Below are 25,285 nucleotides of genomic sequence, written 5' to 3'. Positions count from 1 at the left end.
TCGCGTGGGAAGGGGGACGCAGCCGGCGCTGCGGGGCGGCCCTTGCGCGGCTGCCCTGGTATGGGGCGCGCCGGTATCGAACCGGGGTCAGCCGGCCAGGTAGTGGGCGGCCAGCAGGACCACGGGCAGGGTGAACAGGGCCAGGGCGGTGGAGATCGCGATCGCTGACGACACCTCCTCCTGCATCACCCCGTAGCGCTGGGTGAACAGCAGCACGTTGGCGCCCACGGGCAGGGCGGCGGCGGTGAACATCACGGCGATGCCCTGCCCCGACAGGCCGAAGAGCCGCGCCATGGCGAACAGCAGCGCGGGCATGACCAGGTCCTTGGCCACGGCGATGCGCAGCGCGCCGCGCCAGTGCCGGCCGATGCGCGTATAGGCCAGCGAAATGCCCACCAGCAGCAGCGCCATAGGCCCCAGGGCGGAACCCATGACCTGCAGCGCGCGGTCCACCGGGCCGGGCAGCGCCAGCCCGGTCTGCGCGAACAGCAGGCCGGCCAGGATGGGCAGCGGCACCGGGTGCACGATGCTGTTGCGCACCGCCTGCCACACGGTGCGCGCCATCGAATGCGGCGCCCCGCCCTCCTCCTGCTGCTGCGCCGCGCGCTGCTCGCGCGCCTGCAGCAGCTCGAACACCAGCGTGGCGGCCGTCAGCAGCACCAGGGCATGCAGCGAGATCAGCGTGAACAGCGTCACCAGCCCCTGCGGCCCGTAGACCAGGCCGACGAAAGGCACGCCGATCATCACCGTGTTGCTGAACATGTGCGCCAGGGCGCGCGCCGCCGTCGCCGTGGTCAGGCCGCCCAGCACCAGCGTGGCGATAAAAAGCAGCCCGGCCGCGCCGAAGTACAGCGCCACGGGGGTGAAGTCCAGCTCCTGCAGGCGCACCTCGCCCATGGTGCGAAACAGCAGCGCCGGGGTGAGCACCAGGAAGACGATGTTGGACAGGTCGGGAATGGCGCTGGCGCGCACCCAGCCGACGCGGGCAATGGCAAAGCCCAGGCCGATGCACAGGATGACGGGGGCCAGAGGGGAAAGGACGGAGAAGAACAAGATGCGCGAAAAGGCAGGAGTGCGGACGGCGGCGCCAGCGGCGCCGGGCCGGCAGTGTAGGCCCGCGGCGCCTGCCACGGCGGCCGCGGGTTTTTTCTTTTCGCTATCGATTCGTGAGCTGCCGGCGCTTGCCAGACAAGCGCTGCAGGCCGATTTGACTCACAAATGGCGGCGGCGGGCTCAGAACTCCACGCGCACGCCCAGCGTCAGGTTGCGCCCGGCCAGGGGCGCCGCGTCCTTGATGAACGAGGTGTGGGCGTAGGCCAGCCGGCCGGTCAGGTTGCGCCCCTTCAGGTACACCTGCCAGGGCGTGCCGGCGCTGGTGCGGCCGTTGTAGGCCAGGCCCAGGTTCAGCATGCCGTAACCGGGCGTGGCGCTCTCGAACTGCGCCACCCGGCCCTGGCGGGCCACCTGCAGCCATTCCACCTCCCCCTCCCAGGACTGCCAGTTCGCGTCCAGGCGCAGGCCCACCCGCGCGGGCGGGATGCGCGGCAGCCGCCCGCCGCCGTCCAGGCGCGCGTGCACGCGGTCGGCCAGCAGCGTCACGCCCACGTGTCGCGTGAGGGCGTGGCGCACGCGGCCTTCGATGCCGGTGAACGTGGCATCGGCCTGGCTGTACTGCAGCAGTTGCAGCCCCTCCACCTCGTCCAGGGTGCGGCCGTAGATGTAGTGGCGGATGCGGTTGCGATACACGCTCAGGTCGAAGGTGGTGGCGCCGCTGGTCTTGCGCAGGGTCAGGTTGACGTTGCGCGAGACCTCGGCGCGCAGGTCGGCGTCGCCGCGCTCGTAGGTGGCGGTGGCCATGTGCAGGCCGCGCGCGTACAGCTCCTCGGCCGATGGGGCGCGGCTGGCGCGCGTCAGGCTCGCGCCCAGCGCGTAGCCCGGCGTAAAGCGCCACACCGCGCCCAATGACGCGGAGGTGCCGTTGTGGCTGCGGCGGGTGCCGCTGTCCAGCGCCTGGGCGGTCTGCCGGTCGTGGCGCAGCGCGGCCTCGATGCGCCAGTCGCCGATGCGGTATTCCTCCAGCAGGAACAGGCCCGTGCTGCGGGTGCGCGTGGGCTGCACGTAGGCCTCCTCGCCCACGGCGCTGAACTTGCGCTCGGCCGTCTGCACGCCCAGCAGCCCGCGCCAGCCGGCGATGGGCTGGTGCTGCAGCTCCACGCGCAGGTCGTGCGCCTTGTTCCTGAAGGTGGTGGCCACGGTGCCGTCCTCGACCTCGTCGTGCACGTAGTCGGTGGTGCCGGCGCGCAGGCGCAGTGCGGAGACGCCGGCGAACGGGTCGCGCAGCTCGCCGCGGATTTCCACGCGCTCGCTGCGCAGGTCCACCACCGGCACGTCCGCGTGGTCGTGGTCGTGGTCGTGCTCGTGGCCTTCCTCGCCGTGGTCGTGATCGTGGCCGCCGCAGTGCAGGTGGTCGCCGTGGGTGTGGCAGTCCTCGAAGCCGTGGCTGTGCCCGGGCAGGCCGTAGCGGGCGTTCTGCCGCGTCACGGCCAGGCCCAGGTAGCCGCGGCTGCCGACCCACGACAGGCCCACGCTGCCGGTGCTGGTGTCGTTGAAGCTGCCGGGCACGCGGGCGCCGCCTTCCCAGCCTTTGCCCACGCGGTAGTCACTGCTGCTGCGGCCGGCCGCTTCGGCGTGCACCGCGATGTGGCCCGCGCCACCGGTGATGGCGAAGGCGCCCGCCTTTTCGTGCGCGGCGCTGCCGGCACGCAGCTCGGCGCTGCCCTCGTAGCCCTTCTCGGGGATGGCCGTGGGCACCTTGCCGTCCAGCACGTTGACCACGCCGCCTACCGCACCGGCGCCATAGACCAGCGCAGAGGGGCCGCGCAGCACCTCGACCTGGGTAGCCAGCAGCGGCTCGGCGACCACGGCGTGGTCCGGGCTGACGGTGGAGGCATCGTGCACCTCGGCGCCGTCGGCCAGAACCTTCACGCGCGGCCCGTCCATGCCGCGGATGACCGGGCGGCTGGCGCCCGCGCCGAAGTGGCTGGCGGCGATGCCGGGCTCGCCATCCAGGCTGCCCCCCAGCGTGGCTTCGCGGCGGCGCACCAGCGCGTCGCCCTCGATGATGGAAGCGGGCTGGGTCATCTCGGACACGCCCAGCTGCAGCCCGCTGGCGGACACGGTGACTTCGGGCAGGCGGGCCGCGGGCTCCTGGGCCTGGGCGGCGGGCATCAGCGCCAGCAGCGCCGCGCAGGCCACCGGGCGGCGCGCATGCGGTGCGCGCAGGGGAAAGAAGAAAAACGTCGTCGTCATGACAAATCCGATGGGTTACCCGCGCGCGGCGCACCGGCGCGCAGCAGCGCGCCGTGCCGGCCGGCACGGGAAAAATACGAGTCAAAACAGCCCCCAGCCCTTGACTGGCAAGCGCTGGCAGCTATCGAAAGAGAAGTGTTTGAACAGGGGACGCCGAAAACGGCGTCAGCCTGCGATGGGCGGCGCGCGGGCCTGAAACGGCGCCAGCCGCCGCAGCGCCGGCGCCGCGGCGGGCGCCCAGGCCGGTGCCTGCCGGGGCAGCGCCTGCGCCAGCGGCAGCGCGCAGGCCGACCACGGGCCGCTCAGCGTCTGCTGGTCCAGCACCTGGCAATCGGCGTGGCCATGCCCGGCGAACAGCGCGTGCAGCGTGTCCCGCACCGGCTGCCCGGCCGCATGCACGGAGCCCGGCCCGTGCACCACCTGGTGCATGCGCCCCAAGAGGGGCACCACCGCCAGGGCCAGCAGCAGCCACAGCACGGCCAGGCGGCGGCGCAGCGGCAGAGAGGCAACGGGGCGGGTGGACACGGGCAGGCGGGTGGGCGGAGGGAGCGGGGATTGTCGCAAAGATCCCGGGTGTCATCGGCGCTTGCTACGGCAGCTTCAAAGCGGCATGGCGCTACAGAAACAAGAGCTGCCAGCGCTTTTCAGCAAAGGGCTGGAGCCGTATTTGATGCTCATCTGACCAGCCACCAGCCGGCCAGCCCACACAGCGGCACCACCAGCCAGGGTGGCATGCGCAACCAGGCCAGGGCCGCCAGCGCCAGCAGGGCCAGCAGCCCGTCCGCCGGCGCATGGATGGCGCTGCCCCACACGGGACCGCACAGCGCGGCCAGCAACAGTCCCACCACGGCGGCGTTCACCCCGGACAGCGCGGCGCGCACGCGGGCCAGGCGGCGCCAGCGCTCCCACCACGGCAGGGCACCGGCCACCAGCAAAAAGGCCGGCAGGAAGATGGCCACCAGGCACACCACCGCGCCCCCCCAGCCGCCCGCCCCGTGGCGCGCCACCGCGCCCAGGAAGGCGGCCAGGGTGAACAGCGGCCCCGGCACCGCCTGCGCCAGGCCGTAGCCTGCCAGGAAGTCATCCTCGCCCACCCAGCCGGTGGCGACCACCTCGGCCTGCAGCAGCGGCAGCACCACATGGCCGCCCCCAAACACCAGGGCGCCGGCGCGGTAGAAGGCATCTGCCAGCACCAGCCAGCCCTGCGGCCAGATGTGCACTGCCAAGGGCAGCACCACCAGCAGCACGGCAAAGGTGCCCAGCAGCACCGCACCCACGCCCCGGTGGCCGCCGGCGGCGGGCTGCGGCGACGCAGGCGCATCGGCGGAGCGGCCCCACAGCGCCAGGCCGGCAGCGGCCGCCACTGCCAGCGCGCCCATCTGTCCGCCTACGCCGGGCCAGCCCAGGGCCAGCGCGCAAGCCAGTGCCATCAACGCCAAACGCACCGGGCCGCGGCACAGGCTGCGCGCCATGCCCCACACGGCCTGCGCCACCACCGCCACGGCGGCCACCTTCAGGCCATGCAGCACGCCGGACGGCCACCAGTTGGCCCCCGTTGCCGTTGCCAGTCCCAGGCCCAGCAGCGCCATGGCCAGGGCCGAGGGCAGTGTGAAGCCGACCCACGCCGCCAGCGCCCCGGCGGCGCCCGCCTGGCGCAGGCCCAGGGCCATGCCCACCTGGCTGCTGGCCGGGCCGGGCAGAAACTGGCACAGCGCCACCAGGTCGGCATAGGCGGCCTCGTCCAGCCAGCGGCGGCGCACCACGAATTCCGCGCGGAAGTAGCCCAGGTGGGCCACCGGCCCGCCGAAGGACGTCAGGCCCAGGCGCAGGAAGATGCCCAGCACCTGCCAGGCGCTGGCGCGCGCCGCGTCGGCGGGCGAGGAGGTGGAAGGCATGAAGGTGCGGCGCTCGTGGAATGCGAAGCGCCGAGTATCGCCAGGGTGCCCGCCAGGCAGCCCTCAGGCCCCGGGCTTGAGGTGGCGTGCGAAGGTCTTGCGGAACTTGTCCACCTTGGGTGCCACGACGAACGCGCAGTAGCCCTGCTCGGGGTTGTTGGCGTAGTAGTCGCCGTGGTAGTCCTCGGCGGGCCAGTAGCTCTGCAGCGGCTGCACCTCGGTAACGAGGGGGGCGCCGAAGACCTTGTCTTGCCCCATCTGACGCAGCATGTCCTCTGCCACTTCCCGGTGCGCCGGATCGGACCAGTAGATGCCGCTGCGGTACTGCGTGCCCACGTCGTTGCCCTGGCGGTTCAGCGTGGTCGGGTCGTGCGTGGCGAAGAAGATCTCCAGGATCTCGCGCACGTCGATCTCGTTCGGGTCGAACGTGACGCGCACCACCTCGGCGTGGCCGGTGCGGCCAGTGCACACCTGCTCGTAGGTCGGGCGCTCCACATGGCCGTTGGCGTAACCGCTTTGCACCTCAGTCACGCCGCGCACGCGGTCGAAGACGGCCTCGGTACACCAGAAGCAGCCGCCGCCCAGGGTGATGGTCTGCAGGGAAGAAGAGGAAGGAGAGGAGGGAGAGGAAGAAGACATGGTGTGATGGGCCTGGGCGGAAGTGGCAACCGCGCCATGATAGGAAAGACCCGTGCCGCCCGTGCCGGACAAGTCCGCGTTGACGCGACTGGCGGAAGCGGATAGATTACTAACCAGTCAGTCATTAACTCCATGCCCATCCCATCGTCTCCCCTTCCTGACGCCCCGACAACGCGGCGCGGCCGCCGCAAGGAAGCCCGCCCCGGCGAGCTGCTGGCCGCGGCGCTGGACCTGTTCGTCGAAAAAGGCTTCGCCGCTACGCGGGTGGACGAGGTGGCGGCGCGCGCCGGGGTGTCCAAGGGCACGCTGTTCCTGTACTTTCCCAGCAAGGAGGAGCTGTTCAAGGCCGTGGTGCGCGAGAACATCTCTGGCCGCTTCGCCGAGTGGGGCCAGGAGCTGGAGAGCTTTACCGGCACCAGCGACGAGCTGCTGCGCTACTGCTTTCACAGCTGGTGGGAACGCGTGGGCGCGACCAAGGCCTCGGGCCTGGGCAAGCTGATGCTGAGCGAAGCCAACAACTTCCCCGAACTGGCGCGCTTTTATCGCCAGGAGGTGGTCGAGCCGGGCCACGCGCTGGTGCGCCGCATCCTGCAGCGCGGCATGGACCGGGGCGAGTTCCGCACCGTGGACCTGGAGCAGGCCGTCTACCTGGTGCTGGCGCCCCTGATGTTTTTGATGCTGGCCCGGCCCACCATGGGCCTGTGCATCCCCTGCCCCGAGCGCTTCGACCCGGCCCAATACATCGAGATGCAGGCCGACAACGTGCTGCAAGGCCTGCTGGTACGGGCGGCCTAAAATGCCGGGTTTACCTGAACCTTCCCGTGTCCCGTCTCCGGAGTCTTTCATGAACCTGCCCTTGAACACGTTTGCCGACGTCCACGATGCCACCGCGCAGGCGCGCTTCAACATGATTGAGCAGCAGATCCGCCCCTGGAACGTGCTGGACGAGGCCACGCTGGAGACCCTGGCCGCCGTGCGCCGCGAGGAATTCGTGCCGCCCGCGCTGCAGGGCTTGGCCTTTGCCGACGTGGAGCTGCCCCTGTCCAGCCCGGTGGACCAGGCCGAGCGCCTGGGCCAGGTCATGCTGGCCCCGCGCGTGGAGGCCCGCATGCTGCAGGACCTGCAGATCCAGCCCACCGACCGGGTGCTGGAGATCGGCGCCGGCTCGGGCTACATGGCCGCCCTGCTGGCACACCGCGCCGAGCACGTGGTGTCGCTGGAGATCGTGCCCGAGCTGGTCGAATTCGCCCGCGAGAACCTGCGCAGCGCCGGGGTGCGCAACGCCGACGTGCGCCAGGCCGATGGGGCGCTGGACCCCATCAACGACGGCCCGTTCGACGTGGTCGTGCTCAGCGGCTCGGTAGCCGAGGTGCCGCACCGCCTGCTGGCGCTGCTGCGCGAAGGCGGCCGACTGGGCGCCATCGTCGGCCTGGAGCCCATGATGCGCGCCACCATCGTGCGCCGCACCGGCGACCGCTTCGAGACCGACAAACCCTGGGACGCCATCGTGCCGCGCCTGCGCCACTTCCCCGAGCCGTCCATCTTCCGGTTCTGAAACCCCCTGCCCTGCCGGACATCCGCACCATGATCGAATCCCTGCGCCCCGCCGAACTGGACGACTGGCTCAAGCGTCAGCAGGGCGGGCGCCCGCTGGTGCTGGACGTGCGCGAGCCCTGGGAGCGCCAGACGGCCAGCGTGGCCGCGCAGGGCTTCGAGCTGGTCGCCATCCCCATGGGCGAGATTCCAGCGCGGCTGCAGGAGCTGGACCCCGAGCGGCCCGTGGCCTGCCTGTGCCACCACGGCGCGCGCAGCATGCACGTGGCGGCCTGGCTGGCGCAGCAGGGCTTTGCCGAGGTGGCCAACCTCTCGGGCGGCATTGAGGCCTGGTCGCTGGAGCGCGACCCCGGCGTGCCGCGCTACTGACCGGCTCCCCTCCTCTTTCTCTTCCCCAAATCGAACGGTGTCGGCAATGAAGGCCCTGCAGCGCTGGACCCTGGCAACCGTGGCCGCATGCGCCGCATGGACGGCGGGCCCGGCCCAGGCCCAGAGCCTGCTGGCCCTGACGCAGCAGGCGCGCGGCCACGACGCGCCCCTGCAGGCCGCGCAGGCCCAGTACGCCGCAGCCCAAAGCCGTGCCGAGCAGGCCCGCGCCGGACTGCTGCCCAGCGCCGCGCTCACCGGCAGCGCCAGCTACGCGCGCACCGACGTGACCCGCCCGCCCATCGACCTGCATGCGCCCACGCAGACGCTGGGTGTGGTGGCCTCGCAGCCTCTGTACCGCCCCGCCAACGCCATCGCGCTGCGCCAGGGCGAGCGCGGGGCCGAGCTGGCCCGGGTGCAGCTGGACGCGGCCGAGCAGGAGCTGCTGCTGCGCGTCAGCCAGCGCTACTTCGACGTATTGGCCGCGCAGGACACGCTGGCCGCATTGCGCGCGCAAAAGGCCGCCGTGGCCGAGCAGCTGGCCGCAGCGCAACGCAACTTCGAGGTCGGCACGGCCACCATCACCGACACCCGCGAGGCCCAGGCGCGCCACGACCTGGTCAGCGCCCAGGAGATCGCGGCCGAGAACGAGCTGCAGGTGCGCCGCCTGGCCCTGGACGAGACCGTGGGCCGCGCCGGCACTGCTCCCCTGCCTCTGGCGCAGCCGGTATTGCTGGCAGCAACGGTGCCGGACGACCTGCAGGCCTGGGCCCGCACCGCCGAGGACAGCCAGCCGCTGGTGCGCCAGGCCATGCTGGCGCTGGACGTGGCCCGGCTGGAGACGGCCAAGGCCGAGACCGGCCACCTGCCCACCGTGGACCTGCAGGCCGGCTACACCGTGCAGCGCACGCCCAACGGCACTGTCACGATGCCAGGCGTGCATTCGCGCGCCAATGTCGCCAGCGTGGGCGTAGCTTTGAACCTGCCGCTGTTCGCCGGCTTCGCGGTGCAAAACCGCGTGAAAGAGACCCTGTCGCTCGAGGACAAGGCCCGCGCCGACCTGGACAACGCGCGCCGCGGCGCCGCGCAGGCGGCCCGCACGGCCTTCCTGGGCCTACAGTCGGGCCGCGCCCAGGTACAGGCGCTGCAGGCCGCGCTGGCCTCCAGCCAGAGCGCACTGGAGGCGAGTCTGCTGGGCTACGACGCCGGCGTGCGCGTCAACATCGACGTGCTGAACGCGCAGAGCCAGCTCTACCAAACCCAGCGCGAACTGGCCCTGGCGCGCTATGCCGTGCTCATGGGTCAGCTGCGCTTGAAATACGCCGCGGGCACGCTGGAGCTGGCCGACGTGGCCGCGCTGGACGCCCTGCTGGCCCGCTAAAGATGCATGGTCTTTTTGGCCTCCAGCGCTTGACTGGCAAGCGCTGGCAGCTCCTTTTTCAGGAGCAAGATCGGGAGCAGATCAGTCCAGCAGCTTCTGCAGGAACTGCGCCTGGCCCATGGCCGGGTCCAGCGTGTAGCCGGCAAAGCCCTCGCGCGTATAGGCGCGCAGCGCCGGCTGGTTGCCCTGCAGCACCTCCAGCGTGAGCTTGCAGGCGCCGCGCTCGCGGGCGATGCGCTCCACCAGCGCCAGCATCTGCTGCGTCACGCGCCGGCCGCGCCAGGCCGGCAGCACCGCCAGGTCGTGGATATTGACCAGCGGCCGGCAGGCAAAGGTGGAAAAGCCCTCGAAACAGTTGACCAGCCCGACGGGCTGCTCCGTACCGTCCTCGTCCCGCGCCCAGGCAATGACGCTGAAGGCCTGCGGTCGCGCCTGCAGGGCCTGCGCCAGCTGCGCGCACACGTGTCCCGGCAGCGGCGTACCGCCACCGGCCGGATCGCGCGCATAGGCGTCCAGCAGGGCCACCAGCGCCTGGGCGTCGCGTGGATCGGCGTAGTTGACGCGGCGCACCGTGAGGGTGGCCGCCGTGGAGGCAAGGGCCTGGTCGGTCATGGGGGTTTCGCTTCGTCGTGTTGTTGTGTTGGGTGGTGCGGCAGCCATCAGCCGGCGCGGGCCGCATCGGCCAGGCGCTGGGCGCAGCGGTTGGCCTGCTGGCCGTCGCGCGCCTCGACCATCACGCGCAGCAGCGGCTCGGTGCCGCTGGCGCGCACCAGCACGCGGCCGTCCTGGCCCAGCTCGCCCTGCACGGCCCGTGTGGCCTCGGCCAGCATGGCGTTGGTCTTCCAGTCCTGCTGCGGCGCCAGGCGCACGTTCAGTAGCACCTGGGGGAACAGCGCCACGTCCTGCACCAACGCGGCCAGGGGCTGGCCGCTGCGCACGCAGGCCTGCAGCACCTGCAGGGCGCTGACCAGGCCGTCGCCGGTGGTGTGGCGATCCAGCGCCAGCAGGTGGCCCGAACCCTCGCCACCCAGCAGCCAGCGGCGCTGCTGCAGCTCTTCCAGCACGTAGCGGTCGCCTACCTTGGCGCGCACGAACTGCACGCCGCGCTGCAGCAGGGCCTGCTCCACCGCCATGTTGGTCATCAGGGTGCCGACCACGCCGGGCACGGTCTCGCCGCGCGCCAGGCGGTCGGCGGCCATCAGGTACAGCAGTTGGTCACCGTTGTACAGGCGGCCGGCGGCGTCCACCATCTGCAGGCGGTCGGCGTCGCCGTCCAGTGCAATGCCGAAATCGGCACGGTTGGCGCGCACGGCGCGCACCAGAGCCTCCGGATGGGTGGCGCCGACCTGGTGATTGATGTTGGTGCCGTCCGGCGCGCAGCCGATGGCCACCACGTCGGCGCCCAGCTCGTGGAAGACCTTGGGAGCGATGTGATACGCGGCGCCGTGGGCGGCATCCACCACGATGCGCAGGCCACGCAGCGTCAGGTCGTGGTCGAAGGTGCTCTTGCAGAACTCGATGTAGCGGCCGGCGGCGTCGTCCAGGCGCCGGGCACGGCCCAGCGCGGCCGAGTCGGCCCAGACGGGTGGCTGTTCCATGGCCTGCTCCACCGCCTCTTCCCAGGCGTCGGGCAGCTTGCTGCCCTGGGCATTGAAGAACTTGATGCCGTTGTCCGGGAAGGGGTTGTGGCTGGCACTGATGACCACGCCCAGGCTGGCGCGCTGCGCACGCGTCAGGTAAGCCACGCCGGGCGTGGGCAGTGGGCCCAGCAGCACCACGTCGGCGCCGGCGGAGTTCAGGCCGGATTCCAGCGCGCTCTCCAGCACGTAGCCGGAGATGCGGGTGTCCTTGCCGATCAGCACCGTGGGCCGCTCCTCGGCGCCGCGCAGTACACGGCCCACGGCATGGCCCAGGCGCAGTACGAAGTCGGGGGTGATGGGCGGCTGGCCCACGGTGCCGCGGATGCCGTCCGTGCCGAAGTATTTGCGTGTCATGGGTGCTCGATGATGGCTTGGCTGGTCGCGCCGGATGCGCGGTCAGAAAGAAAGAGAAACGGCAGGCGGCTGACGCTGGGCCTGCATGGCCTGCCAGACGGCCAGGGCGGCGACGGTTTCCCGCACGTCATGCACGCGCACGATGTGCGCGCCCTGCTCCACCGCCATCACGGCGGCGGCCACGCTGGGGGCCAGGCGCTCGTCCACGGCCAGGCCCGTCACGCTGCCCAGCGAGGACTTGCGCGACCAGCCCGCCAGCAGCGGATAGCCCGCGGCCAGCAGCTCGCGCTGACGCGCAAGCAGGGCGAAGTTCTGCTCCACCGTCTTGCCGAAGCCGATGCCGTAGTCCAGCACGATGCGGCCCTTCTCGACTCCTAGCCCTTGCAGGGCCTGCGCAGAGTGCTGCAAAAACTCTAGCACCTGCGGCACGGCGTCGCCCTCCAGGGGCGACAGCTGCATGCTGGCCGGCTCGCCGTGCATGTGCATCAGGCACACGCCGCAGCGGCCGTGGCGCGCCACCACCTCGGCGGCCCCGGGTTGGCGCAGGGCCCAGATGTCGTTGATGATGTCCGCGCCCAGGTCCAGCGCGGCCTGCATCACCTGCGCCTTGTACGTGTCGACGGACACCGGCACGCCCAGGCGCACGGCGCCCTGCACGACGGGCAGCACGCGGTCGAGCTCCTCCTGCAGCGGCACGGGCGGGCTGCCGGGGCGGGTGGATTCGCCGCCGATATCCAGGATGTCCGCGCCGTCCTTGAGCAGCTGCTCGCAGTGGCGCAGCGCTGCTGCAGCGCCGGCATGGTGGCCGCCGTCGGAGAACGAATCGGGCGTGGCGTTGACGATGCCCATCACACGCGGGCGCGCGAGCTGGAGGGCGAAGCGGCTGGTCTGCCAGATCATGGTTGGGTGGTAGGAAGTAGGCACGAAAAAACGGGGCGCCAGGCCCCGTTGGTGTTCTGCACGGCCGGCGGTGTCAAGCCGCCGAGGGTGCAGGGTCCGGCTTGACGGCCGGCGTGCCGCCGGGGCCGTCGTCCCCAGAGGGCGGGCGGCGCGGCGTCCAGTCCTTGGGCGGACGGGGCTCGCGACCGGCCATGATGTCGTCCAGCTGCTCGGCGTCGATGGTTTCCCACTCGAGCATGGCCTTGGCCATAGCGTGCATCTTGTCCTGGTTCTCCTCGATCAGGCGGCGTGCCAGGGTGTACTGCTCGTCGATGATGCGGCGCACTTCCAGGTCCACCTTCTGCATGGTGTCCTCGGACAGGTTGGTGGTCTTGGTCACCGAGCGGCCCAGGAACACCTCGCCCTCGTTCTCGGCATAGACCATGGGGCCCAGTGCCTCGCTCATGCCATAGCGCATGACCATGTCACGGGCGATGGACGTAGCGCGCTCGAAGTCGTTGCTGGCGCCGGTGGTCATCTGGTTCATGAACACTTCTTCGGCGATCCGCCCGCCGAACAGCATGGCGATCTGGTTCAGCATGTACTCCTTGTCATAGGAGTAGCGGTCCTTCTCGGGCAGGCTCATGGTCACGCCCAGGGCACGGCCGCGCGGGATGATGGTGACCTTGTGCACCGGATCGCACTTGGGCAGCAGCTTGCCGATCAGCGCGTGGCCCGCCTCGTGGTAGGCGGTGTTGCGGCGCTCTTCCTCGGGCATGACCATGGTCTTGCGCTCGGGGCCCATGATGATCTTGTCCTTGGCCTTCTCGAAGTCCTGCATCTCCACCACGCGGGCATTGCGGCGGGCGGCCATCAGGGCAGCCTCGTTGCACAGGTTGGCCAAGTCCGCGCCGCTCATGCCGGGTGTGCCGCGGGCGATGATCGCCGGGTTCACGTCCTGCCCTGCGGGGATCTTGCGCATGTGCACGTTCAGGATCTGCTCGCGGCCGCGGATGTCGGGCAGCGTCACGTAGACCTGGCGGTCGAAGCGGCCCGGGCGCAGCAGGGCAGCGTCCAGGATGTCGGGGCGGTTGGTGGCGGCGACCACGATCACGCCAAGGTTGGTCTCGAAGCCGTCCATCTCGACCAGCATCTGGTTCAGCGTCTGTTCGCGCTCGTCGTTGCCGCCGCCCAGGCCCGCGCCACGCTGGCGACCCACAGCGTCGATTTCGTCGATGAAGATGATGCAGGGGGCGTTCTTCTTGGCGTTCTCGAACATGTCGCGCACGCGGGCCGCGCCCACGCCGACGAACATCTCCACGAAGTCGGAGCCCGAGATGCTGAAGAACGGCACCTTGGCCTCGCCCGCAATGGACTTGGCCAGCAGCGTCTTGCCGGTGCCCGGAGGGCCGACCAGCAGCAGGCCACGCGGGATGCGCCCGCCCAGCTTCTGGAACTTGTTCGGGTCCTTCAGGAAGTCCACGACCTCCTTGACCTCTTCCTTGGCCTCGTCGCAGCCCGCCACGTCGGCAAACGTGACGGTGTTGTTGTTCTCGTCGAGCATGCGCGCCTTGGACTTGCCGAAGCTGAACGCCCCGCCCTTGCCGCCGCCCTGCATCTGCCGCATGAAGTACACCCACACGCCGATCAAGAGCAGCATGGGGCCCCAGCTGACCAGCAGCGTCATGAGCAGCGAGCCTTCTTCGCGCGGCTTGACGTCGAACTTGACGTTGTTGTTGATCAGGTCGCCCACCAGGCCGCGGTCGAGGTAGGTGGCGGTGGTGCGCACCTTGCGCTCATCGTTGGTCAGGGCCACGATTTCGGTGCCGCCGGGGCCCTCCTGAATGGTGGCGCTCTTGATGCGGCCGCCACGCACGTCCTCCAGGAAGGCGGAGTAACCGATGGTGCCCGCGCTCGCGCCGGCCCGGGTGTCAAACTGTTTGAACACCGTGAACAGCACCATGGCGATGACCAGCCAGACGGCGACTTTTGAAAACCACTGATTGTTCAAGCGGAACTCCAGAGACTGAAAGAAGGCGGACGGCCCGTGGCCATGCAAACCTGCATGGCCTGCCGTCCAGGCGCATTTGGGGGGCATTTTAGGTGTTTCAACCGGGGCCGGGCCTGCTTAAACCCCGGGCCCGCCCATGGTCACCCGCTGCTTTAGCGCGGGGCTTTGAGGCGCAGGCCCACCACGAAGGTCTCGGCCGAGCGGTCACGCGAGGCCTTGGGCTTGATGGCCTTGACCACCTGGAAGCGGTCCTTGAACCGCTGTACCAGCTGCGAATAGCCGCTGCCATGGAACAGCTTGGCCACCAGCGCGCCCTCGGGGCGCAGGTGCTGGCCGGCAAAGTCCAGTGCCAGCTCGATCAGGTGCTCCACGCGCGCGGCATCCACCGATTCCACCCCCGACAGGTTGGGCGCCATGTCCGAGACCACCACGTCCACCGCCCGCCCCTGCAGCGCTTGCTGCAGCTGCTCAAGCACCGCCTCGTCCCGAAAGTCCCCCTGGATGAAGGTCACGCCCTCGATGGGCTCCATGGGCAGGATGTCCAGCGCGATCATGGTGCCGTCCAGTTGGCCAGCGGCCGCGCCTGCGGGCGCCAGGCGCCGGCGCACGTACTGGCTCCAGGCGCCGGGGGAACTGCCCAGGTCCACCACCACCTGGCCCGGACGGATCAGGCCCAGCTGCTCATCGATCTCCTTGAGTTTGTAGGCGGCGCGGGCGCGGTAGCCCTCCTTTTGCGCCAGCTTGACCCAGGGGTCGTTGATGTGGTCGTGCAGCCACGTCTTGTTCACCTTCTTGCTTTTGGGCTGGGCTTTCATACGTTGAAGAATAATACGGGTATGCCCCAGATCGAACTGACCACCGCCGAGCGGCGCGAACACCGCGCCAACGCGCACCACCTCCAGCCTGTCGTGCTCGTTGGCGCCGACGGCCTGACGCCTGCCGTGCGCAAGGAGATCGACGCGGCCTTGAACGCTCACGGGCTGATCAAGGTGCGCGTCTTCGGCGACGACCGGGCGGCGCGTGAGGCCATGTACCAGCAGCTGGCCGATGACCTGAACGCCGCGCCCATCCAGCACATCGGCAAGCTGCTGGTGCTGTGGCGCCCTGTTCCCGCCAAGGCCCGCGCCGTGGACGAGGACCGCAAGCCCGGCCCGCGCGACGTGAAGGTGCTCAAGTTCGGCCGCCCCGGCCAGCGCCCCGAGGTCAAGCAGCTGCGTGTGCTGGGCAACCAGCGCCTGACCAGCGGCGGCCAGATCAAGCGCGCCAAGCCCAAGCAGACGTCCGTGAAGAAGCGCCAGGGCGACTGATGGCCGCCCCCGCGGCGCCTGCGCGCCACGTCATCTGCATGAAATGGGGCCGCAAGTACGGCCCCGAGTACGTCAACCGCCTGTACGCCATGGTGCGCCGGCACCTGGGCGGCGACTTCAACTTCGTCTGCCTGACCGACGACGCCGCCGGCATCCGTCCGGAGGTGCAGTGCCTGCCCATCCCGCCCCTGGATCTGCCCGCGGGCATTCCGGAGCGCGGCTGGAACAAGCTGGCCACCTTCAGCGCCGACCTGCATGGCCTGCGCGGCACGGCGCTGTTCCTGGACGTGGACGTGGTGGTGGTCGGGCCGCTGGACGAGTTCTTCACCCGTCCGGGCGACTTCCTGATCATCCACGACTACAAGCGGCCCTGGCGCATCACCGGCAACTCGTCGGTGTACCGCTTCGAGCTGGGTGCGCATGCCGACGTGCTGGAGTACTTCCGCAGCCACGTGCAGGAGGTGCGCGAGCGCTTTCGTAACGAGCAGGCCTACCTGTCGGACGTGCTGCACCGCCAGGGCAAGCTGGCCTACTGGCCGCAGGAGTGGTGCCCCAGCTTCAAGTACCACAGCATCCCGCGCTGGCCGACCAACTACTGGAAGCCGCCCGTCGTGCCGCCGGGTGCGCGCATCGTGGTCTTCCACGGCGAATGCAACCCGCCGGACGCGCTGGCCGGACGGCGCAACCGGCGCTTTCGCCACATCCAGCCAGCGACCTGGGTGGCCGAGCACTGGCACGAGTGAATGAAAAAGAGGGCCTCGGCCCTCTTTTTTGTTGCCCGCGCCCTGGCTTTCAGCGCCGCGCCGCCACCTTCAGCAGCACGGCCAGCGCGCACAGCCACTGCACGCCGTACATCACGCTGCCCGCGCCGTGCCACACCGGCAGGTTCTGCCGGGCCACGATGCGCGGGGCCACGCCGAACTGCAGCAGCAGCGCCAGCAACATGCCCAGCACTATGAAAACAGTAGCTGCTTGCGCCCATTCCTCGGGCTTTTCAGCATGTTTTCGCTTGGAAAACACCAGCAGGCAAGCGCCAGCTGCTATCGAAATATAGGTCTGCGCCTCGAACAGCCGAGCCGCCATCTGGCCGGCCAGGGCCGGCGTGGGCAGGTGGGCGAATAGCAGCGGCACGGCCACGAAGCCGATCGCCGACAGGCTGCCCCACCACAGGGCGGCCGCCAGCAGGGGCACGCGCTCGTACATGCGGCTGCGGGCCTCAGGCGTAGCGCACGGCCACGATTTCGTAGTGGCGCACGCCGCCGGGGGCCTGCACCTCGGCGGTGTCGCCCTCTTCCTTGCCGATCAGCGCGCGGGCAATCGGGCTGCCGACGTTGATCAGGCCCAGCTTCAGGTCAGCCTCGTCCTCGCCGACGATCTGGTAGGTCACGGTCTCGCCGCTGTCCTCATCCTCCAGCTCCACCGTGGCGCCGAAAACCACGCGACCGCCCGCATCCAGCTGCGCGGGGTCGATGACCTGGGCGGCAGAGAGCTTGCCCTCGACCTCCAGGATGCGGCCCTCGATGAAGCCCTGGCGGTCCTTGGCGGCCTCGTATTCGGCGTTCTCGCTCAGGTCGCCCTGTGCACGGGCCTCGGCGATGGCGGCGATCACGGCCGGGCGGTCCTGGGTCTTCAGGCGCTGCAGCTCGGCCTTGAGCAGTTCAGCGCCACGCTTGGTGATGGGAATGGTGGCCATAGTGGTTCAGGTCTCCGTTGCGGACACAAAAAGCAAACCGCCGCGCGTTGCCGCGCGGCGGTGTCATGTCAGCGGGTGATTATGCCGCCTTTGCGGCGGCGTGCATCAGGCTGCGGACAGTTGCGCGTGCATCTCCTGGATGGAGATGACGCCCAGCTGGTCCATGAACTTCATGCCCTCCACCGCGGCCTCGGCGCCGAAGATGGTGGTGAAGGTGGTCACGCGCGCAGCCAGCGAGCTGGTGCGAATGGCGCGCGAGTCGGCGATGGCGTTGCGGCGCTCCTCCACCGTGTTGATGACCATGGCGATTTCCTCGTTCTTGATCATGTCCACGATGTGCGGGCGGCCCTCGGTCACCTTGTTCACCACCTGCACCGGCACGCCGGCCTCGGTGATGGCGGCGGCCGTGCCCTTGGTGGCCAGCAGCTCGAAGCCCATGGCCACCAGGTCGCGGGCAATCGCAACCGCGCGCGGCTTGTCGGCGTTCTTCACGGTGAGGAACACCTTGCCCGAGGTGGGCAGGCGCGTGCCGGCACCCAGCTGGCTCTTGACGAAGGCCTCGCCGAAGGTCTTGCCCACGCCCATGACCTCGCCGGTGGACTTCATCTCGGGGCCGAGGATGGTGTCCACGCCGGGGAACTTCACGAACGGGAAGACGGCTTCCTTGACGCTGAAGTACGGCGGCGTCACCTCCTTGGTCACTCCCTGCTGGGCCAGCGTCTGGCCGGCCATGCAGCGCGCCGCCACCTTGGCCAGCTGGATGCCCGTGGCCTTGCTGACGAAGGGCACCGTGCGCGAGGCACGCGGGTTTACTTCGAGCACATAGATCACGTCGCCGGTATCGGTTTCCTGGATGGCGAACTGCACATTCATCAGGCCGACCACGTTCAGGCCCGCGGCCATGGCGGCGGTCTGGCGCTTGATCTCGGCCACGGTCTCGGCCTTCAGGTAATACGGCGGCAGCGAGCAGGCCGAATCGCCCGAGTGCACGCCGGCCTGCTCGATGTGCTCCATCACGCCGCCGATGAACACGGCGCCGGTGCTGTCGCGCACGCAGTCCACGTCGCACTCGATGGCGTTGGACAGAAAGTGGTCCAGCAGCACGGGCGAGTCGTTGGAGACCTTGACGGCCTCGCGCATGTAGCGCTCCAGGTCGCGCTGCTCGTGCACGATCTCCATGGCGCGACCGCCCAGCACGTAGCTGGGGCGCACCACCAACGGGTAGCCCAGGCCGGCGGCCTTTTCCAGCGCCTCGGCTTCGGTGCGGGCGGTGGCGTTGGGCGGCTGGCGCAGGCCCAGGTCATTGAGGAGCTTCTGGAAGCGCTCGCGGTCCTCGGCGGCGTCGATCATGTCCGGGCTGGTGCCGATGATGGGCACGCCCTCGCGCTCCAGGCCCAGGGCCAACTTCAGGGGCGTTTGGCCGCCGTACTGGACGATCACGCCCTCGGGCTTCTCGGTGGCCACGATCTCCAGCACGTCTTCCAGCGTCAGCGGCTCGAAGTACAGGCGGTCGGAGGTGTCGTAGTCGGTGGAGACGGTCTCCGGATTGCAGTTAACCATGATGGTTTCGTAGCCATCCTCGCGCATCGCCAGCGCCGCGTGCACACAGCAGTAGTCAAACTCGATGCCCTGGCCGATGCGGTTGGGGCCGCCGCCCAGCACCATGATCTTCTTCTTGTCCGTGGGCGCGGCCTCGCACTCTTCCTCGTAGGTGGAGTACATGTAGGCGGTGTTGGTCGGGAACTCGGCCGCGCAGGTGTCCACGCGCTTGTAGACCGGACGCACCTTGAGCGCGCGGCGTGCCTCGCGCACGGCCTTCTCATCGGTCTTGAGCAGCTTGGCCAGGCGGCGATCGGAGAAGCCCTTGCGCTTCAGCGTGCGCAGCGTGGCCGCGTCCAGGCTGGCCAGGGCGCCCTCGCCCTTCTCGGCGGTCAGCTGGTCCAGGTCGAGTTCGATCTTCACGATCTCCTCGATCTGCACCAGGAACCACTTGTCGATCTTGGTGAGGTCGTGCACCTCGTCCACCGACAGGCCCATGGCGAAGGCGTCGCCCACGTACCAGATGCGCTCGGGGCCGGGCTCGCCCAGCTCCTTCTCGAGCAGCTCGCGGTCCTGGGTCTTCTCGTTCATGCCGTCCACGCCCACTTCCAGGCCGCGCAGGGCCTTCTGGAAGGATTCCTGGAAGGTGCGGCCCATGGCCATGACTTCGCCCACGCTCTTCATCTGCGTGGTCATGCGCGAGTCGGCGGCAGGGAATTTCTCGAAGGCGAAGCGCGGGATCTTGGTGACCACGTAATCGATCGTGGGCTCGAACGACGCTGGCGTGGCGCCGCCAGTGATCTCGTTTTTCAGCTCGTCCAGCGTGTAGCCCACGGCCAGCTTGGCTGCCACCTTGGCGATCGGGAAGCCCGTGGCCTTGGAGGCCAGCGCCGAGGAGCGCGACACACGCGGGTTCATCTCGATCACGATCATGCGGCCGTCGGCGGGGTTGACGGCGAACTGCACGTTGGAGCCGCCCGTGTCCACGCCGATCTCGCGCAGCACCGCCAGGCTGGCGTTGCGCATGATCTGGTATTCCTTGTCGGTCAGCGTCTGCGCCGGCGCCACGGTGATGGAGTCGCCCGTGTGCACGCCCATGGGGTCCAGGTTCTCGATGGAGCACACGATGATGCAGTTGTCCGCCTTGTCGCGGATGACCTCCATCTCGAACTCCTTCCAGCCCAGCAGCGACTCCTCGATCAGCAGCTCGCTGGTGGGCGAGGCCTCCAGACCGCGCTTGGCAATGGTCTCGAACTCCTCGGAGTTGTAGGCAATGCCGCCGCCCGTGCCGCCCAGCGTGAAGCTGGGACGGATGACGGTGGGAAAGCCCACGCGCTTTTGCACGGCCCAGGCTTCGTCCATGGTGTGGGCGATGCCCGAACGCGCCGACTCCAGGCCGATGCGCGTCATGGCGTCCTTGAACTTCAGGCGGTCCTCGGCCTTGTCGATGGCCTCGGGCTTGGCGCCGATCAGCTCGACGCGGTATTTGTTCAGCACGCCGTTCTTCCACAGGTCCAGCGCGCAGTTCAGCGCGGTCTGGCCGCCCATGGTGGGCAGGATGGCGTCGGGACGCTCCTTGGCGATGATCTTCTCGACCGTCTGCCAGGTGATGGGCTCAATGTAGGTGACGTCGGCCGTGGCCGGGTCGGTCATGATCGTCGCGGGATTGCTGTTGATCAGGATGACGCGGTAACCCTCTTCGCGCAACGCCTTGCAGGCCTGCACGCCGGAGTAGTCGAACTCGCAGGCTTGGCCAATGATGATGGGGCCGGCGCCGATGATGAGAATGCTTTTGATGTCTGTGCGTTTTGGCATGGTGTTGCTTTTAGTCGGTCGCGGCGGAGGGGCCTGAGGGGCGGCGCACTTCCAGGCGCGCCAGCAGCGCCTGGGCGCGCTCGGCGGGCAGGTTCTTCTGCATCAGCTGGATCAGGCCATCGCCCTCCACCAGGGGGCGCAGCACCTCGGCCTCGGCGTCGTAGAAGACCACGTCCCACTCGGCCAGGCCCTGCGCGAAGGTCTCGTCGTCCCACGTCTTGCCCTTGGCGACCAGCGTTACCAGGGGCATGGCCTTGTTCTCGACGAAGGACTTCTTGTACGGCTTTTGCTGCCAGCGCTCGGTGAACCACTCGCGGTGCGGGGACGGCAGCGTGAGGATGCGCTTGTGGATGGCCTTTTCCAGCGCCGCGGCCGGGAAGCTGAAGAGTTTCATAGGAAGTCGCGGACTCTCAGGCAGCCTTGGCGCCGGTGCGCGCCGTCCGCATCAGATCGGTGAAGCGGTCGAACAGGTGAGCGACGTCCTGCGGTCCGGACGAGGCCTCCGGGTGGCCCTGGAAGCAGAACGCCGGCTTGTCACGGTAGGCAAAGCCCTGCAGCGTGCCATCGAACAGGCTGACGTGGGTGGCGCGCAGGTGGCTGGGCAGCGTCTCCATGTCCACCGCGAAGCCGTGGTTCTGACTGGTGATGGCCACGCTGCCGTTGTCCAGGTCCTTCACGGGATGGTTGCCACCGTGGTGGCTGTTGTCCATCTTGAAGGTGCTGGCGCCGGCCGCCAAGGCCATGATCTGGTGGCCCAGGCAGATGCCGAAGGTGGGCGTGCCGCTGTCCACGATCTGACGCACGGCTTCGATGGCGTAGTCGCAGGCAGCCGGGTCACCGGGGCCGTTGGACAGGAATACGCCATCGGGATTCATGGCCAGCACCTCGGCCGCCGGTGTCTGGGCCGGCACCACCGTGAGCTTGCAGCCGCGCTCGGCCAGCATGCGCAGGATGCTGTACTTCACGCCGAAGTCGTAGGCCACGACGTTGAACTGCGCCTCTTCCTGGGTGCCGTAGCCGCGGCCCAGTTCCCATTCGGTCTGGGTCCAGCCGTAGGGTTTGGGCGTGCTGACGACCTTGGCCAGGTCCAGGCCCTTCATGTCGGGCGCGGCCTTGGCGGCGGCAAGGGCGGTGTCGATACGGTCCTGCGTCACGCTCTCGCCGTCGGCCAGGCCAACGATGGCGCCGTTTTGCGCGCCCTTGTCACGCAGCAGCCGCGTGAGGCGGCGCGTATCGATGTCGGCGATGGCGACAGTGCCGTTGCGCGAGAGGTAATCGGACAGGGTTTCCGTGCAGCGGAAGTTGCTGGCAATCAGGGGCAGATCCCTGATGACGAGGCCGGCGGCCTGGACTTTGTCAGACTCGATGTCCTCGGGATTGACGCCGTAGTTGCCGATGTGCGGATACGTGAGCGTCACGATCTGCTGGCAATAGCTGGGGTCGGTGAGGATTTCCTGGTAGCCGGTCATCGAGGTGTTGAAGACCACCTCGCCGACGGTGGTGCCGGAGGCACCGATCGAGTTGCCGATAAAGACCGTGCCGTCTGCAAGCGCCAGGATGGCGGGGGGGAAGGATCCCTTGAGAGACAAAAGCACTGGGTTCTCCGAAAGATTGCGGGTCGCCCGGTAGCCTGCTGGACGATGAGTCCTGCAGGCTGTTGCTTATGAGGGATTGCTTTTCGTGCGGCCGGGCGACTGTTTGGCGGGAAAGCCCTTTATTGTAGCGCGGCGCTGGCGTCTTTACCGGCGCCGGGCCGAGCGCACGCCGGGCACGGAAGCCACGATGGCAAGCACTTTGCTCAGCCGCCCGGCGTCGGAAATCTCCACCGTGAAAGTCATCCAGGCGGTGCCGCGCACGGACTGGGTCTGCACGCCGATGACGTTGGTCTTTTCGCGTGCGAACACCTCCGAGATGTCGCGCAGCAAGCCCTGCCGGTCGGAGGCTTCCACGGCCACGTCCACCGGATAGACACTGGCCAGCCCAGGCCCTGCGGCCGGCTGGCCCCACTGCACCTCGATCACCCGCTCGGCGCTGCGCGCGGCCATTTCGCGGAAGTTGCTGCAGTCGCTGCGGTGCACGCTCACGCCCTTGCCGCGCGTGACGAAGCCGCTGATGGGATCGGGCGGCGCCGGCCGGCAACATTTGGCCAACTGGGTCATGAGCGAATCCACGCCCACCACCAACACCCCGCCCTTGCTCGAGCCGTCAGGTGTACGCGGCTTCTTGAGGGCCAGCTCCGGCAGCGCGGCCGGCTCGGCCGGCGGGCGCAGCAGCAGTTCGATGCTGCGCAGCGAGAACTCGTCCTTGCCCACCACCTCAAACAGCGCGTCGGCCGTCTTGAATCCCAGCTGCACCGCCAGATCGTCCAGCTTCACGGCCGTCTTGCCTTCGCGCTGCAGCAGCTTTTCCACCAGCTCGCGACCGCGCGCGATGGTGGCGTGCGTGGCCTGGGCGTTGAACCAGGCCCGCACCTTGGCCTTGGCCCGGTTGCTGGTCAGGTAACCCAGCTCGGGGTTGAGCCAGTCACGCGAAGGGCGGCCCTCCTTGACGGTGCTGATCTCCACGGTCTGGCCGTTGTGCAGCACGGTGTTGAGCGGCACCATGGCTCCGTCCACGCGGGCGCCTCGGCAGCGGTGGCCCAGGTTGGTGTGCACGGCGTAGGCAAAATCCAGCGGCGTGGCGCCCTGGGGCAACTCGACCACCGCAGCGCCGGGCGTCAGCACGTAGATGCGGTCGTCGAACAGGCCGCTGCTGGCGGCGCCCGACAGGTCGCGCTCCCAGGCCAGCAGCTGGCGCAGCACGGCGATCTTCGCGTCGTACTCGCTGCTGGCGGACACGCCGGCATAGCCTTTGGTGCCCGCCTCCTTGTAGGCCCAGTGGGCGGCCACGCCGTTCTCGGCGTGTTCGTTCATGGCCTGGGTGCGAATCTGGATCTCGATGGCCTTGCCCGCGTCGTCGCGCACCACGGTGTGCAGCGACTGGTAGCCGTTGGGCTTGGGGCGGGCGATGTAGTCGTCGAATTCCGCCTCGATCGGGTTGAACTGGCTGTGCACCCAGCTCAGCGCGGCGTAGCAGTCCCTGACGTTGGGCACGATGACGCGCAGCGCCCGGATGTCAAACACCCGGTCGAAGTTCAGCGACTTGCCGCGCATCTTCTTGTAGATGCTGTAGATGTGCTTGGGCCGGCCCTTGACGGTGGCACTGATGCTGTGCGCTCGCAGCTCGGACTCCACCCGCGCGCGCAGTTGCTCCATGTGGTGCTCGCGCTCGGTGCGCTTTTCGTCGAGCAGCCGGGCGATTTCCTTGTAGGTCTCGGGCTCCAGGAAGCGAAAGGCCAGGTCCTCCAGCTCCCACTTCATCTGCCAGATCCCTAAGCGGTTGGCCAGCGGCGCGAAGACCTGCAGCGCCTCGCGCGCCATGGCCGGCGACACCGGCCGCTTTGCCGAGGCGTGGTAGCGCAGCGTCTGCAGGCGCGAGGCCAGGCGCAGCATGACCACACGCAGATCGCGCGAGAAGGCCAGCAGCATCTTGCGCACGTTCTCTGTCTGCGTGGCCAGCGTATCCACCTGCTGGCCGCTGACTTGCGCGTTGCGCGCCTGCTGCTGCACGCGCATGAGCTTGGTGGTCTCCACCGCCAGCTCGGCCAGGTTGTCGCCAAAGGCCTTGGCGATGACCTCTTGCGGACGGTTCAGGTGCGCGCTGGTATAGACCAGATAGGCCGCGGCCTGCATGGTTTCGGAGCCGCCCAGGTTGCGCAGGATGGCGCAGACCCCCTCGGCGTGCGCCAGCGTGTTTTCGCCCGTCTCCAGCGTCTCGCCGATCAGGAGCGGCTCGGCGAACAGGCGCGCGCGCTCCAGCGAGCCCACCTGCTCCGGCGGCACTTGCGCAGTGGCGGCGATGAGCTGCGGCACGCCCTCCTGTCCGGCAGCCGCGCCTGGGGGAACGGCGTTGGCGGCCTTCATGGCTCGCCCGTCCCGCCGTCGCCCAGCAGGAACTGAGTCACCACCGCCACCTGCGCCGGGTCGACCAGCGTGGGCGCATGCCCCACGCCCTCGAACTGCACCAGCCGGGCGCACGGGCCGCGCTGCTGCATGGCCTGCGCCGTCTGCGGGGACAACAGGTCCGACTGCGCGCCGCGCAGCAGCAGCACCTGCGCCGTGATCTGGTCATACAGCTGCCACAGCAGCTGCTCGCCTGCTTCCGCCAGCTCCGGCGTCATTGCGCGGAAAGACACGGCGATGGCCGGGTCGTAGTGCAGCATGAAGCCGCCCTGCGGCGCCGGACGCAGCATGGGGCGCGACAGTTGCAGCCATTGCTCGCGCGTGTGCGGGCCGAAGCCCTGCGAGTCCTTCCACAGGGCGTCGGCCGCCTGCTCCAAAGAGGTGTAGTGCGCCGGCACGCCCAGGTACTGGCCAATGCGCGCCAGCGCCTGCGGTTCGATCGCCGGGCCCACGTCGTTAAGCACCAGGCGGCGCACGGGCGCCGGCAGCGGCAGGCCAGGCTGGCCGGCCAGCACCAGCCCGATCAGCCCGCCCATGCTGGTGCCCACCCAGTCCAGCGTCTGGATGGGGGATTCGGCGTGCAGCTGCGCCAGCAGAGCCAGCATGTCGGCGGCGTATTGCGGGATCTGGTAGCCGGCCGGGTCGGCCAGCCAGTCGCTGTGGCCGCGACCCGCCACGTCCGGGCAGATGACGCGGGCATGACCGGCCAGTGCGCGCGCCAGCGTGTCGAAGTCGCGACCCTGGCGCGACAGGCCGTGGGCGCAGACGATGACGTGGCCTTCTGCAGCAGGCCCACCCGCTCCGTCCCAGTCCCAGAAAGCCATGCGGTGCGCCCCGCTGGAGGGGGCGATGGCGGCGGCCGGGCCGGGGCACGATACGTATTTCAGCCTAGGTTCAATCAT

Annotated in this window: 23 protein-coding genes; 6 read left to right on the top strand and 17 right to left on the bottom strand. The window is 69.3% G+C overall.

The genetic code is table 11. The features are described 5' to 3' along the window. Positions 1-87: 87 nt before the first annotated feature. The 5 genes from RT282_RS08255 to msrA form a co-directional block, all read right to left on the bottom strand. The gene (locus RT282_RS08255) at positions 88-1,053 is read right to left on the bottom strand and encodes an AEC family transporter (protein WP_313313161.1); all 966 of its coding nucleotides are present in this window, start codon (positions 1,051-1,053) and stop codon (positions 88-90) included. 180 nt (positions 1,054-1,233) lie between these two features. Beyond that, entirely contained in the window at positions 1,234-3,309 is a 2,076-nt protein-coding gene (locus RT282_RS08250; protein ID WP_409519464.1) for a TonB-dependent receptor domain-containing protein, read from the bottom strand. A gap of 165 nt (positions 3,310-3,474) precedes the next feature. Then, positions 3,475-3,834, bottom strand: a complete 360-nt coding sequence (locus RT282_RS08245; protein ID WP_313313159.1) for a hypothetical protein — start codon at positions 3,832-3,834, stop codon at positions 3,475-3,477. Between the two features lie 149 nt (positions 3,835-3,983). Next, the gene (chrA, locus tag RT282_RS08240; protein WP_313313158.1) at positions 3,984-5,204 is read right to left on the bottom strand and encodes a chromate efflux transporter; all 1,221 of its coding nucleotides are present in this window, start codon (positions 5,202-5,204) and stop codon (positions 3,984-3,986) included. A gap of 63 nt (positions 5,205-5,267) precedes the next feature. Continuing rightward, positions 5,268-5,843, bottom strand: coding sequence for a peptide-methionine (S)-S-oxide reductase MsrA (msrA, locus tag RT282_RS08235; protein ID WP_313313157.1), 576 nt, complete (start codon positions 5,841-5,843; stop codon positions 5,268-5,270). A gap of 132 nt (positions 5,844-5,975) precedes the next feature. Here msrA and RT282_RS08230 point away from each other — a divergent pair, with 132 nt between their 5' ends. From RT282_RS08230 to RT282_RS08215, 4 genes are read left to right on the top strand one after another with little or no spacing between them, the layout of a single operon-like run. Then, the gene (locus RT282_RS08230; protein WP_312305227.1) at positions 5,976-6,638 is read left to right on the top strand and encodes a TetR/AcrR family transcriptional regulator; all 663 of its coding nucleotides are present in this window, start codon (positions 5,976-5,978) and stop codon (positions 6,636-6,638) included. A 49-nt stretch (positions 6,639-6,687) separates the two neighbouring features. Next, entirely contained in the window at positions 6,688-7,398 is a 711-nt protein-coding gene (locus RT282_RS08225) for a protein-L-isoaspartate O-methyltransferase (protein ID WP_313313156.1), read from the top strand. Between the two features lie 29 nt (positions 7,399-7,427). Continuing rightward, positions 7,428-7,766, top strand: a complete 339-nt coding sequence (locus RT282_RS08220; RefSeq protein WP_313313155.1) for a rhodanese-like domain-containing protein — start codon at positions 7,428-7,430, stop codon at positions 7,764-7,766. A gap of 46 nt (positions 7,767-7,812) precedes the next feature. Continuing rightward, entirely contained in the window at positions 7,813-9,144 is a 1,332-nt protein-coding gene (locus tag RT282_RS08215) for a TolC family outer membrane protein (RefSeq protein WP_313313995.1), read from the top strand. An 81-nt stretch (positions 9,145-9,225) separates the two neighbouring features. Here the strand turns inward: RT282_RS08215 and RT282_RS08210 are convergent, their stop codons facing one another. From RT282_RS08210 to RT282_RS08190, 5 genes are all read right to left on the bottom strand, one after another. After that, a complete protein-coding gene (locus RT282_RS08210) occupies positions 9,226-9,756 on the bottom strand; it encodes a GNAT family N-acetyltransferase (RefSeq protein WP_313313154.1) in 531 nt (176 codons plus the stop codon). A 47-nt stretch (positions 9,757-9,803) separates the two neighbouring features. Continuing rightward, the gene (glmM, locus tag RT282_RS08205) at positions 9,804-11,138 is read right to left on the bottom strand and encodes a phosphoglucosamine mutase (protein ID WP_313313153.1); all 1,335 of its coding nucleotides are present in this window, start codon (positions 11,136-11,138) and stop codon (positions 9,804-9,806) included. A gap of 42 nt (positions 11,139-11,180) precedes the next feature. Beyond that, positions 11,181-12,038 carry a dihydropteroate synthase gene (gene folP, locus RT282_RS08200; protein ID WP_312305217.1) on the bottom strand — a complete coding sequence of 286 codons (858 nt, stop codon included), beginning with the start codon at positions 12,036-12,038 and terminating at the stop codon, positions 11,181-11,183. A gap of 73 nt (positions 12,039-12,111) precedes the next feature. Further along, a complete protein-coding gene (ftsH, locus tag RT282_RS08195) occupies positions 12,112-14,028 on the bottom strand; it encodes an ATP-dependent zinc metalloprotease FtsH (protein ID WP_312305215.1) in 1,917 nt (638 codons plus the stop codon). 152 nt (positions 14,029-14,180) lie between these two features. Next, a complete protein-coding gene (locus RT282_RS08190) occupies positions 14,181-14,843 on the bottom strand; it encodes an RlmE family RNA methyltransferase (RefSeq protein WP_312305214.1) in 663 nt (220 codons plus the stop codon). Positions 14,844-14,864: 21 nt separating this feature from the next. Between RT282_RS08190 and RT282_RS08185 the strand changes: the two genes are divergently transcribed. After that, positions 14,865-15,335, top strand: a complete 471-nt coding sequence (locus tag RT282_RS08185; protein WP_312305211.1) for a YhbY family RNA-binding protein — start codon at positions 14,865-14,867, stop codon at positions 15,333-15,335. After that, positions 15,335-16,078 carry a glycosyltransferase gene (locus RT282_RS08180; RefSeq protein WP_312305208.1) on the top strand — a complete coding sequence of 248 codons (744 nt, stop codon included), beginning with the start codon at positions 15,335-15,337 and terminating at the stop codon, positions 16,076-16,078. The genes RT282_RS08185 and RT282_RS08180 overlap by 1 nt, the downstream gene beginning before the upstream one ends. A gap of 49 nt (positions 16,079-16,127) precedes the next feature. On the opposite strand, the gene RT282_RS08175 is transcribed toward RT282_RS08180, so the two are convergent. From RT282_RS08175 to RT282_RS08145, 7 genes are all read right to left on the bottom strand, one after another. Beyond that, positions 16,128-16,538, bottom strand: a complete 411-nt coding sequence (locus tag RT282_RS08175; RefSeq protein WP_312305206.1) for a DUF4149 domain-containing protein — start codon at positions 16,536-16,538, stop codon at positions 16,128-16,130. A gap of 13 nt (positions 16,539-16,551) precedes the next feature. Beyond that, positions 16,552-17,028 (bottom strand): transcription elongation factor GreA, encoded by a 477-nt coding sequence (gene greA, locus RT282_RS08170; protein WP_312305205.1) that lies wholly within the window; start codon positions 17,026-17,028, stop codon positions 16,552-16,554. A 105-nt stretch (positions 17,029-17,133) separates the two neighbouring features. Beyond that, positions 17,134-20,382: a carbamoyl-phosphate synthase large subunit gene (gene carB, locus RT282_RS08165; RefSeq protein ID WP_313313151.1), complete on the bottom strand. Its 3,249-nt coding sequence runs from the start codon at positions 20,380-20,382 to the stop codon at positions 17,134-17,136. 10 nt (positions 20,383-20,392) lie between these two features. Beyond that, the gene (locus RT282_RS08160; protein ID WP_312757858.1) at positions 20,393-20,776 is read right to left on the bottom strand and encodes a hypothetical protein; all 384 of its coding nucleotides are present in this window, start codon (positions 20,774-20,776) and stop codon (positions 20,393-20,395) included. A 16-nt stretch (positions 20,777-20,792) separates the two neighbouring features. Then, a complete protein-coding gene (carA, locus tag RT282_RS08155; RefSeq protein ID WP_313313150.1) occupies positions 20,793-21,977 on the bottom strand; it encodes a glutamine-hydrolyzing carbamoyl-phosphate synthase small subunit in 1,185 nt (394 codons plus the stop codon). Positions 21,978-22,121: 144 nt separating this feature from the next. Beyond that, a complete protein-coding gene (locus RT282_RS08150) occupies positions 22,122-24,344 on the bottom strand; it encodes a bifunctional (p)ppGpp synthetase/guanosine-3',5'-bis(diphosphate) 3'-pyrophosphohydrolase (RefSeq protein WP_313313149.1) in 2,223 nt (740 codons plus the stop codon). Beyond that, positions 24,341-25,285 carry an alpha/beta hydrolase gene (locus RT282_RS08145; protein WP_313313148.1) on the bottom strand — a complete coding sequence of 315 codons (945 nt, stop codon included), beginning with the start codon at positions 25,283-25,285 and terminating at the stop codon, positions 24,341-24,343. The genes RT282_RS08150 and RT282_RS08145 overlap by 4 nt, the downstream gene beginning before the upstream one ends.

Source organism: Pulveribacter sp., assembly GCF_032079985.1.
In the GTDB taxonomy this organism is placed as follows: domain Bacteria; phylum Pseudomonadota; class Gammaproteobacteria; order Burkholderiales; family Burkholderiaceae_C; genus Melaminivora.
This window is presented reverse-complemented; position numbering and strand designations above follow the sequence as displayed.

Excerpts from the sequence above, each read along its gene's own strand:
- RT282_RS08190 (WP_312305214.1), bottom strand. The coding sequence starts at position 14,843 with ATGAAAGCCCAGCCCAAAAGCAAGAAGGTGAACAAGACGTGGCTGCAC.
- RT282_RS08175 (WP_312305206.1), bottom strand. The coding sequence starts at position 16,538 with ATGTACGAGCGCGTGCCCCTGCTGGCGGCCGCCCTGTGGTGGGGCAGC.
- carB (WP_313313151.1), bottom strand. The coding sequence starts at position 20,382 with ATGCCAAAACGCACAGACATCAAAAGCATTCTCATCATCGGCGCCGGC.
- msrA (WP_313313157.1), bottom strand. The coding sequence starts at position 5,843 with ATGTCTTCTTCCTCTCCCTCCTCTCCTTCCTCTTCTTCCCTGCAGACC.
- RT282_RS08215 (WP_313313995.1), top strand. The coding sequence starts at position 7,813 with ATGAAGGCCCTGCAGCGCTGGACCCTGGCAACCGTGGCCGCATGCGCC.
- chrA (WP_313313158.1), bottom strand. The coding sequence starts at position 5,204 with ATGCCTTCCACCTCCTCGCCCGCCGACGCGGCGCGCGCCAGCGCCTGG.
- RT282_RS08180 (WP_312305208.1), top strand. The coding sequence starts at position 15,335 with ATGGCCGCCCCCGCGGCGCCTGCGCGCCACGTCATCTGCATGAAATGG.
- greA (WP_312305205.1), bottom strand. The coding sequence starts at position 17,028 with ATGGCCACCATTCCCATCACCAAGCGTGGCGCTGAACTGCTCAAGGCC.
- RT282_RS08145 (WP_313313148.1), bottom strand. The coding sequence starts at position 25,285 with ATGATTGAACCTAGGCTGAAATACGTATCGTGCCCCGGCCCGGCCGCC.
- RT282_RS08220 (WP_313313155.1), top strand. The coding sequence starts at position 7,428 with ATGATCGAATCCCTGCGCCCCGCCGAACTGGACGACTGGCTCAAGCGT.
- glmM (WP_313313153.1), bottom strand. The coding sequence starts at position 11,138 with ATGACACGCAAATACTTCGGCACGGACGGCATCCGCGGCACCGTGGGC.
- folP (WP_312305217.1), bottom strand. The coding sequence starts at position 12,038 with ATGATCTGGCAGACCAGCCGCTTCGCCCTCCAGCTCGCGCGCCCGCGT.
- RT282_RS08210 (WP_313313154.1), bottom strand. The coding sequence starts at position 9,756 with ATGACCGACCAGGCCCTTGCCTCCACGGCGGCCACCCTCACGGTGCGC.
- RT282_RS08225 (WP_313313156.1), top strand. The coding sequence starts at position 6,688 with ATGAACCTGCCCTTGAACACGTTTGCCGACGTCCACGATGCCACCGCG.
- RT282_RS08230 (WP_312305227.1), top strand. The coding sequence starts at position 5,976 with ATGCCCATCCCATCGTCTCCCCTTCCTGACGCCCCGACAACGCGGCGC.
- RT282_RS08150 (WP_313313149.1), bottom strand. The coding sequence starts at position 24,344 with ATGAAGGCCGCCAACGCCGTTCCCCCAGGCGCGGCTGCCGGACAGGAG.
- RT282_RS08160 (WP_312757858.1), bottom strand. The coding sequence starts at position 20,776 with ATGAAACTCTTCAGCTTCCCGGCCGCGGCGCTGGAAAAGGCCATCCAC.
- RT282_RS08185 (WP_312305211.1), top strand. The coding sequence starts at position 14,865 with ATGCCCCAGATCGAACTGACCACCGCCGAGCGGCGCGAACACCGCGCC.
- RT282_RS08250 (WP_409519464.1), bottom strand. The coding sequence starts at position 3,309 with ATGACGACGACGTTTTTCTTCTTTCCCCTGCGCGCACCGCATGCGCGC.